At 73.3% G+C, this 9,197-nt stretch carries 5 protein-coding genes and 1 pseudogene; 4 read left to right on the forward strand and 2 right to left on the reverse strand.

The features are described from left to right. The 3 genes and pseudogenes from M4J07_RS44510 to M4J07_RS44520 form a co-directional block, all read left to right on the forward strand. A pseudogene (locus tag M4J07_RS44510) lies at window positions 1-680 on the forward strand (serine/threonine protein kinase); the annotation flags it as partial. Between the two features lie 111 nt (window positions 681-791). Next, entirely contained in the window at window positions 792-2,297 is a 1,506-nt protein-coding gene (locus tag M4J07_RS44515) for an FG-GAP-like repeat-containing protein (protein ID WP_255982438.1), read from the forward strand. A 75-nt stretch (window positions 2,298-2,372) separates the two neighbouring features. Next, window positions 2,373-4,328 (forward strand): serine/threonine-protein kinase, encoded by a 1,956-nt coding sequence (locus tag M4J07_RS44520; RefSeq protein WP_255982440.1) that lies wholly within the window; start codon window positions 2,373-2,375, stop codon window positions 4,326-4,328. Between the two features lie 61 nt (window positions 4,329-4,389). Here the strand turns inward: M4J07_RS44520 and M4J07_RS44525 are convergent, their stop codons facing one another. Next, window positions 4,390-5,673, reverse strand: a complete 1,284-nt coding sequence (locus tag M4J07_RS44525) for an adenylosuccinate synthase (protein ID WP_255982442.1) — start codon at window positions 5,671-5,673, stop codon at window positions 4,390-4,392. A gap of 182 nt (window positions 5,674-5,855) precedes the next feature. Between M4J07_RS44525 and M4J07_RS44530 the strand changes: the two genes are divergently transcribed. Further along, a complete protein-coding gene (locus tag M4J07_RS44530) occupies window positions 5,856-6,710 on the forward strand; it encodes a diacylglycerol kinase family protein (RefSeq protein WP_255982443.1) in 855 nt (284 codons plus the stop codon). 18 nt (window positions 6,711-6,728) lie between these two features. Here the strand turns inward: M4J07_RS44530 and M4J07_RS44535 are convergent, their stop codons facing one another. Then, window positions 6,729-9,167, reverse strand: a complete 2,439-nt coding sequence (locus M4J07_RS44535) for a prealbumin-like fold domain-containing protein (RefSeq protein WP_255982445.1) — start codon at window positions 9,165-9,167, stop codon at window positions 6,729-6,731. Window positions 9,168-9,197 lie beyond the last annotated feature (30 nt).

The following is a 9,197-nucleotide window of genomic DNA, read 5'->3' on the forward strand; positions in this document are numbered from 1 at the left end:
CTGCGGTGCAAGGGAGTTGGGGCCACACCCCGCCCTACGGACCGGGGGTCCTGCCCCTGGGCTCCCCGCAGCAGGAGCCGCGGCGCGGCCGCTCCACGGCGGCGCTGATCGCGGTCGCCCTGATCGTGGCGATCGGCGCGGGCGGCTCCGTGTACGCCCTGATGAAGGACGACGGCTCGTCGCCCACCGCGCAGGAGAACAAGCAGACCCCCGCGTCCGCCTCCGCGCCCGTCTCGCCCGCCCCGTCCACCCAGGGCCAGGATCCGTCCACGCCCGACACGTCCAGCGCCCCCGCCGAGACGCCGCAGTCGGCCGCGGGCGAGATACCGGCGAAGTTCCTCGGCACGTGGTCGGGCGCGATCGACAACGCGACCGGGCACCATCCGCGGCAGATCACCATCCAGCAGGGCGAGCCGGGTGACACGGTCCTGTCGATGACGGCCGACGGCCCGCAGAAGGACGGGCAGCCCTACCACTGCTTGTTCGAGGGCGAGTTGACGTCGGCGACGGACTCCACGCTGCGGATCGGCGGCACCGACCCGGTGATCGCCGAGCCCGCCTCGGCCTGCACCCCCGGCAAGCCGAGCACGGTCACGATCCTGCCGTCGGGCCAGCTGCGCCGGGTCATGACGGGCCTGGACGGAAAGACGCAGACCCTGACGTACGACCGGTCGGGCTGAGCCCGGCACGCCGGTCCGCCACCGGCTTCCCCGCAGGTACAACCTTCGGCGTCCCACGTGAGTCTCCTGTGCGCCCATCCGCACTTCTGAACCGCCGCAGGAGCAGCAGCCATGCCCAAGCACAAGCGCACCCCCGTCGTCAGACCCGGCCGGACCCGCCTCGCCGCCGCGGCCACCGCGGCCGCCGCACTCACCGGCGGCCTGGTCTCGCTCTCCGCGGGCACCGCGTCGGCGGTGCCCGGCGCCTCCGCGACCCAGCCGCACGAGGCCGACTTCAACCTCGACGGGTACCCGGACGTCGCGGTGTCCTCCCCCGAGGCGTCCGTCGGCGGCCACGCGAAGGCCGGACAGATCACGGTGTTCTACGGCTCGGCGAGCGGGATCAGCGCCGCCAGGCGCGCCACGATCACGCAGAGCTCCACGGGTGTGCCGGGCACCCCCGAGGCCGGCGACCAGTTCGGGTACGCCACGTCCCCGGGCGACTTCAACCGGGACGGTTTCACGGACCTCGCCGTCGGCACCCCGTACGAGGACATGCCCGGCGACGCCGACGGTGGGACCGTCACCGTCCTGTGGGGCTCCTCCAGTGGTCTCAAGGGCGGCACCACCCTCAACGACCCGGCGCCCTCCAGCCACGACCGCTTCGGCTTCGACGTCGCCGCGGGAGACTTCGACGGCGACGCGAAGACGGACCTCGCGACGGCGGACACGTCCAAGTCCGTCCGCGTCTTCAAGGGCGGCATCTCCAAGACCGATTCGATCGGTTCGGCCACCGCCGTCACCACTCCGCTGCGGTCGACCAGCCCCTACCACCTGTACAAGCTCACGGCGGGCGACGTGAACGCCGACGGCAAGGACGACCTCCTCGTCAGCGGCAACATCGCCTCCGGTGGCGACTACCTCGTGAACTACTACCTGCCCGGCACGGCCTCCGGCCCCTCCGCCACCGCCACCCGGCTGCCGGGCGGTGTCATCAGCGACATCGGCGACATCAACGGCGACGGCTTCGGTGACGTGGTCACCGGACTGACCGCCGACTCGTCCAACTCCGAGGAGCAGCCCGGCACGTCCGCCGGCGGCAACATCCACGTCACCTACGGCTCCGCAACCGGCCCCGACGGCGGCACCACGGTGGTGTCCCAGGACACGGCGGGCGTGCCCGGCTCGGGCGAGGCCTCGGACCTGTTCGGCTGGGAGGTCAGCGTCGGCGACATCAACGGCGACGGCCTCAGCGACATCGCCGTCGGCGCGATATCCGAGGACGGCACGACCTCGGGCACGGACGACAGCGGCGCCGTGACCGTCCTGTACGGCTCCGGCTCGGGCGTCACCGGAACCGGCTCCCAGACCTTCACCCAGAACACCGCCGGTGTCCCGGGCAGCAGCGAGCGGAGCGACCTGTTCGGCACCGATGTCCTGCTGTCGGACTTCAACGCCGACGGCAGGTCGGACCTGGCCATCGGCGTCAGCGGCGAGAACGCCGGCAACGGCGCGCTCACCGTCCTCAAGTCCGCCGGCGGCCGGATCACCACGACGGGCGCCGTCTCGCTCTCCCCGTCGGCCGTGGGGGTCTCCACCTCCGGCGCGCCCCAGTTCGGCGCGGTGCTCGGGGGCTGACGGCAGGCGCCGGTGCGCCGGACGTATCGCCGTTCCCGGGGCCAGCCCCGCCCCGCCTGTGCAAGGATCCCGCGCATGCAGCCCCTGGCCTCCGACGACCCGTCCTGCATCGGCCCGTACCGTCTGCTCGGCAGGCTCGGTGCGGGCGGCATGGGCCGGGTGTATCTCGCCCGGCCCGGCGACGGGTCGCCGGGCGGCGCGGACACCGTCGCGGTGAAGCTGGTCCGGCCCGAGCTGGCCCAGGTCGACGACTTCCGGCGGCGGTTCGCGCGCGAGGTGCGGGCCGCCCGGCGGGTCGACGGGCGGTGGACGGCGCCGGTGCTCGACGCGGACACCGAGGCCGAGGTGCCGTGGGTGGCGACCGCCTACGTGCCCGGTCCGACGCTGCACGCCGTCGTGCGCGGCGACTTCGGCCCCCTGCCGTCCGCCTCCGCCCACGTCCTCGCCAACCGGATGGGGCTCGCGCTGCGCGGCATCCATGCGGCGGGCCTCGTCCACCGCGACCTCAAGCCGTCGAACGTCCTGCTCACGGTCGACGGGCCGCGCGTGATCGACTTCGGGATCGCGCACGCCCTCGACGCGTCGCCGGACAGCACGATCACCCCGCGCGGGGTCCTGGTCGGCTCCCCGGAGTACATGTCCCCCGAGCAGGTCCGCGGGGACGGGGTGGTGCCGGCCAGCGACGTGTTCTCGCTGGGGTGCGTGCTCGCGTACGCGGCCACCGGGCGCTCGCCGTTCGCCGGCGAGGAGGGCAGCGGTGTGCACGGGCTGCTGTTCCGGATCGCCTACGAGGAACCGGATCTGAGCGGCGTACCGGAGGCGCTCGTGGATCTGGTGCGGGAATGCCTGGCGAAGGACCCCGCCGAGCGGCCGTCCGTCACCGGTGTCGTGGACCGGACCCGGCTCGCCCCGCCCGGCGGATGGCTGCCCGAGGCGTTGCTGACCCGGCTGGACCGGGCGGCGTCGAAGGCGGTGCCGGACGAGCCGCAGCGGCTGGGCGGGGCCGCGCCGGGGGCGGGCGCGAGCAAGGGCGCGGGCTCCGGCTCCGGCTCCGGCTCCGGCGGGGCGCAGCCCGTCGAGCTCTGGGACATGACCGGGGAGTTCACGTCCCCCTTCCCCGTCGACCCGCTCCTCCCCGTCGACCCGCTCGACGTGCCGGAGTCGGGGATCCGGCCGCCGCACGTCCGGGTGGCGCCGGTGTCACGGCGGACCCGGGTGTCCCGGCGGGTGACGGCGGGCGTGGTGGGCGTGGCCGCGGCCGCTTCCCTCGGGGTCGGCGGCTACCTCGTCTCGGACGCCGTGGACGCGTGGCACGACGGCGAGAAGCAGACCGTCACCGCGCAGGGGCCCGCCGCCCGCCCGCGCTTCGCCGGGACCTGGCTGGCGGAGACGGACGGCGGGAAGCGGCAGCTGCGCCTGGACATCGCCTCGAACCCCCGCAAGGGCGCCCAGGGGGCCGAGTTCGTCAGCGCGACCGAGGACGGCATCTGCGTCGGCGCGTCCCTGGTGCTCGGCACGGCCGACGGCCGGTGGAGCTCCACCCTGACCCTGGGCGAGCACAACGTCCGCTGGACGGTCCCCGCCCGCCTCCCGCACTCCCGGTGCGGCCTCGGGACACAGCTGAAGCTGCGCTCCGACGAGTCCGGCGTCAGCATCCCCGGCACCCGGCCGGACAGCCAGATCATCCTGCAGCGGAGCTCCGGCTCCGAGTCCGGTCTCGATCCGGCCTACACGGGACTGTGGCGGTCGTCGGACCGCAGGTGGAGCGTGACCGTTCAGCCCGGCGACTACGGCAGCGCCATGGTGACCGGCACCGAGACCGTCCAGGGCGGTGAGTGCCTCTGGTCGGCGGTCGTCCTCGACCAGGTCGACCAGCACCTGGTCACCACCGCCAACCAGGTGCGCCGGATGGGCGACCACCCGCGCTGCCGCACCGGTGGCACCGCGTACACCTACGTGCGCGAGAGCGGCTCCTTCGTCCTGGTCAGCGGCAAGGACCGGCAGGAGCGCACCGTGCTGCACCGGGTCTGAGACGCACCGGTGCCCCGGCCCGCCGCAGCGGACCGGGGCACCCGGGGATCCAGCCGCTCCCTTACAGGAACGAGTTGACCTCGATCGTCTCGGTGCGGCCGGGGCCGACGCCGATCGCCGAGATCGGGGCGCCGGACATGTCCTCCAGCGCCTTCACGTACGCCTGCGCGTTCTTGGGGAGGTCCGCGAAGGTCTTGGCCTTCGTGATGTCCTCGGACCAGCCCGGCAGCATCTCGTAGACCGGCTTCGCGTGGTGGAAGTCGGACTGCGAGTACGGCAGCTCCTCGACGCGCTTGCCGTCGATCTCGTAGGCCACGCAGACCGGGATCTGCTCCCAGCCGGTGAGGACGTCGAGCTTGGTGAGGAAGAAGTCCGTCAGGCCGTTCACGCGGGTCGCGTAGCGGGCGATGACCGCGTCGAACCAGCCGCAGCGGCGGTCACGGCCGGTGGTGACGCCGCGCTCGCCGCCGATGCGGCGCAGCGCCTCGCCGTCCTCGTCGAACAGCTCGGTCGGGAACGGGCCCGCGCCGACCCGCGTGGTGTACGCCTTGAGGATGCCGATGACGCGGCTGATCTTCGTCGGGCCGACGCCGGCCCCGGTGCAGGCGCCGCCCGCGGTCGGGTTCGACGAGGTGACGAAGGGGTACGTGCCGTGGTCGATGTCGAGGAGCGTGCCCTGGCCGCCCTCGAACAGCACGACCTTGTCCTCGTCGAGCGCGTTGTTCAGGATCAGGGTCGTGTCGGCGACGTAGCCCTTGATCTGGTCCGCGTAGCCGAGGAGCTCCTCGACGACCCGCTCCGCCTCGATGGCGCGGCGGTTGAAGACCTTGGTGAGCAGTTGGTTCTTGCCCTCGAGAGCCGCCTCGACCTTCTGGGTGAGGATCGACTCGTCGTAGAGGTCCTGGACGCGGATGCCGACCCGGTTGATCTTGTCCGCGTACGTCGGGCCGATGCCACGGCCCGTGGTGCCGATCTTGCGCTTGCCGAGGAAGCGCTCGGTCACCTTGTCCACCGTCACGTTGTACGGCGTGATGATGTGGGCGTTGCCGCTGAGCAGGAGCTTGGACGTGTCGACGCCGCGCTCGTTCAGACCGCTCAGCTCGGAGAGCAGGACCGACGGGTCGACGACGACGCCGTTTCCGATGACTGGCGTGCACTCCGGGGAGAGGATTCCGGAAGGGAGGAGATGCAGCGCGTACTTCTGGTCGCCTACGACGACCGTGTGACCGGCGTTGTTGCCGCCCTGGTAGCGCACCACATAGTCCACGGATCCACCGAGCAGGTCGGTGGCCTTTCCCTTGCCTTCGTCACCCCACTGAGCACCGAGCAGCACAAGTGCGGGCACAGGCGTACACCCCTTCCGGGCGGGGCATGTCCAAGGTCAAGGGGCCGGCGCCGCGTCGGTGCGGCGGGCCTTCGTGAGCCTTGGGGTGCCCCGGAATAGACCAAGCCCCTGGCGCAATAGCGCAAGGGGCTCTTGCACAAAGATGCTACCCGAGGAAGCGAGGCAGGGCCGAGGTGGCGGCTTTGGATCATGAGAGCCATCCGTCCGACCGTGGCGGCGAGGTCCCGCTGTCCCGGCAGTTGCTGGTGATCGTCGACCCTGTCGCGCGGCGCGCGGACGGGGAGTCGGTCCGCATCGCCAAGGACGTGCTGTGCGCGGGCGCCACCGCCAAGGTGTGTCTGCCCGAAGGACCGGAGGAATTCGCGAAAGCGCTGGCCAAGCGGGGTGCGCGGCGACCCGTGGTGGTCGGTGACGACCGGGCGCTGCTGCGTGCGGTGTCCCTGCTGCACCGGGAGCGGGAGCTGTCGGGGGCGGTGTTCTCCATGGTGCCGGTGGGGGCGGCCGTCTCGCTGGCGCGCTCGCTGGGGGTGCCGACGGGGACGGTGGCGGCGGCGCGCGTGGCGCTGGACGGCCGGGAGCGGCGGCTCGATCTGCTGGTGGACGACAGCGACGGGGTGGTGCTCGGGGACCTGCGCATCCCGCCGGTGGCGGAGCCGGGTCCGGCGGGCCGGCCCTGGCTGCGGACGTGCAGGTCGCTGGTGCGCACCCTCGCGGCGCGTCCGGTGCGGCCCGCGGCGCCGGAGGCCGGCGGCCCCGCGCGGCTGCGGGTCGAGGCGGACGGGGTGACGCTCGTCGACCTCGACCAGCCGGTGGAGGGGGTCTCGGTGGGGCCCGCCACCGGCACCGGTCTGGCCCGGGTGGAGGTGCGGCCCGTGGCGGTGGACGCGGCGGCCCCGCCGCTGACCGCCCGGGCGCGGACGATCACCGTGACCGGCACCGACTTCCGCTACCGGGCGGACTCGGTGACGATCGGCGGCCCGGTGCGCAGACGCACGTGGACGGTGCGCACCGGGGCGTGGGGGCTGGCGCTCCCCTGAGCCGACTCCGGACAGGACCTACGTGCGGCGGCGCATCGCCGTCACCGTGAGGGTGCCCAGGGCCACGGCGAGGGCTCCCGCGCAGGCCACCCACAGCGCGGTGGTGGAGCCGCCGGTGTCGGCCAGGTGGTCGCCGGGCGGCCCGGGCGGAACGGAGGGACCGCCGCTCGGGCCCGGTGTGGGCACCGTGGGCGTGGGCGTGGGCGTGGCCGGGGGCGTGGCGGTGGGCGTGGGAGTGGTCGTGGGCGTGGTCGTGGGGGGCGGGGACGTCGGCGGTTCGGTCGCGAACGCGTTGGTGATCTCGACGGTGACCGCCTCCCCGGCCCGTACCGGGAACGGGTCACCGAGGGTGATCTTCGTCGGTGTGCCGCCGTCCACGGACACGGTCGCCGTCGTCGTCACGTCGACCCCGTCGCCCGCGCCGGTCTCCGGCTCGCTGAGCGTGCACGTGGTGTCGGCCGCGAAGGTGTGCCGCGGGACCTGTGCGGACGTCGTGCCCGACGCCACGGTCAGCGTGTCCGTCGTGCCGTCGGCGCAGCTCAGGGTCAGCTCGGCGCCGTCGGGGCGCAGCCCGGTGTCGCCGGTGGTGTGCTTGGTGACGTCGAGGGTGCCGACGGGGACGAAGCGGTTGGTGAAGCGGCAGGTGGGCCGGGGCTGGTCGGGCGTCAGGACGAGCGTCACGCTCGCCGACGGGCGGTCGACGCGAAGCTCCGCGTCGCCGCAGTCCGCGTCGACCAGCTCCCAGTGCCCCGCGGCGGTGGCCGGCGGCATGAACTCCTGCACCATGTACTGGAGTTGGTTGTCGACGGCGAGCTGGTCGACGGCCGGGCCCGTGGTGCTGCCGTCGGGGTGCGCGGTGACCGGCACGCCCTCGGTCACGGTGGTGGCGGTGGCCCGGTCGGTGTGCGGCACCAGGGCGGCGCGGCCGCGCGGGTGCGAGGTGATGGCGTAGGAGAAGGTTCCGGTGCCGCCCTCGGTGACCTTCTCGATGTCGATGGCGCCGCCGGGCGTGAACCGGTTGGTCAGCAGGCAGCGGGCGTCGGCGGCCGAGGTCACGTCGTAGGAGGCGTGCCACCTGCCGTTCGGATCGGCCTCGTCGGGGTCCGTGCGGGTGATCGGCACGTCGGTGCCGTTGCAGTTCGCGCCGACCAGCTCCCAGGTGCCGGTGCCGTCCGGGGCGGGGACCTTCTCGGAGACCTCGTAGTGCCCCGGCAGCGCCCCGTCGGGGGCCTCGACGACCGTGACCGGGACGCCCTGGCGGGTGGTCGTGACCGGCGAGACGTCGAACGGGGCGGAGCCCGACGGCGGCTGCACGTCGATGTCGAAGGTGCCGGTGCCGCCGATCGACTCCTTCTCAAGCAGCGCGCCGCCGGACGCGCGGGTGTTGGTGTACGTGCAGGTCACGGTGTCACCGGCGGCGAGCACGACACTGACCGCGCCGGCCGAGTCCCGTTGGACCTGACTGCTGCCCTCCCCGCCGCCGGCCGCGACGATGGTGCAGTCGGGCATGGTCGGCGCGACCCATCCGCTGCCGGGCGGGACGACCTCCTTGAACGTCCACGGCTCGCCGCCCGCGGCCCGCACGAACGTCTGCGAGGCCTGCCGCTGCGCCAAGGCGCCGAGTACGAAGTCGTTGGTGCCGTCGCCGTTCGTGTCGCCGTAGGACAGCGTCCCGTCGAAGCGGAACTGGCCCTCGCCGGGGCTGTCGGGCGCCACCTTCTTGACGACGGTGATGGTGCCGGCGTCCGGCGGCGGCGTGATCGCGTAGTAGTAGCAGAAGACGTGGCGCGCGCCGGACGGGAAGCTCACGTACTCGACGTTGTCGCCGTTGAACGCGTCCTGGGCGCAGCGCAGCGCGGCGAACCCGTACTGCTCCTGCATGCCGTTCAGCGTCGCGGACTTGGTGCCGCCCTGCACCACGAGGCCCGAAGAGGCGCTGATCTCGGCCGAGTTGAGCGGCACGGTGACCGCGCCCTCCAGCTGCCGCCCGGTCGGGTTGCCCTGTGCGTCGAGCTCCGGGGTGGACGCGCCGGTGGTGATGTTCTGCCGGATCGGGGTGGTCACGGTGGACAGGTTGAGCGTGGCGTCGGACTTGTTGCTGATGCCCCGGCCGGTGGAGAACGTCCAGCCGGGCAGCGCCTGGCACGGCGGCAGCGGGGTGCCGGCGGCCTCCTTGGCCGCGGACACGGCCTCGTTGGAGGCGTAGTTGGAGTCGGGGCCGAGGTCGCGCAGCGACTCCTGGATGTTGTTGCGCGCCTTGTTGGCCATCACGTCGCTGTACTGCGGACAGGAGCGGGCGACGAAGGTCACCGACAGCGGGTTCTGTGCGGCGGCCGCGGCGGCCGCCGCCTGTCCGCCGGGCCTGCCCGCCGTGCCGACGAGCACGGCGAGGACGGCCAGTGCGACGAGGGCCGGACCTCCCCACCGTGCGACCGGGGACCATCGTGGCCAGCGCATCTTCGATCCACCCACCCATCTGGGTTCCTA

The organism is Streptomyces longispororuber, from assembly GCF_024448165.1.
Classification (GTDB): Bacteria; Actinomycetota; Actinomycetes; order Streptomycetales; family Streptomycetaceae; genus Streptomyces; species Streptomyces longispororuber_A.

Coding starts and splice junctions, on each gene's coding strand:
- M4J07_RS44515 (WP_255982438.1), top strand. CDS start 792: ATGCCCAAGCACAAGCGCACCCCCGTCGTCAGACCCGGCCGGACCCGC.
- M4J07_RS44520 (WP_255982440.1), top strand. CDS start 2,373: ATGCAGCCCCTGGCCTCCGACGACCCGTCCTGCATCGGCCCGTACCGT.
- M4J07_RS44535 (WP_255982445.1), bottom strand. CDS start 9,167: ATGCGCTGGCCACGATGGTCCCCGGTCGCACGGTGGGGAGGTCCGGCC.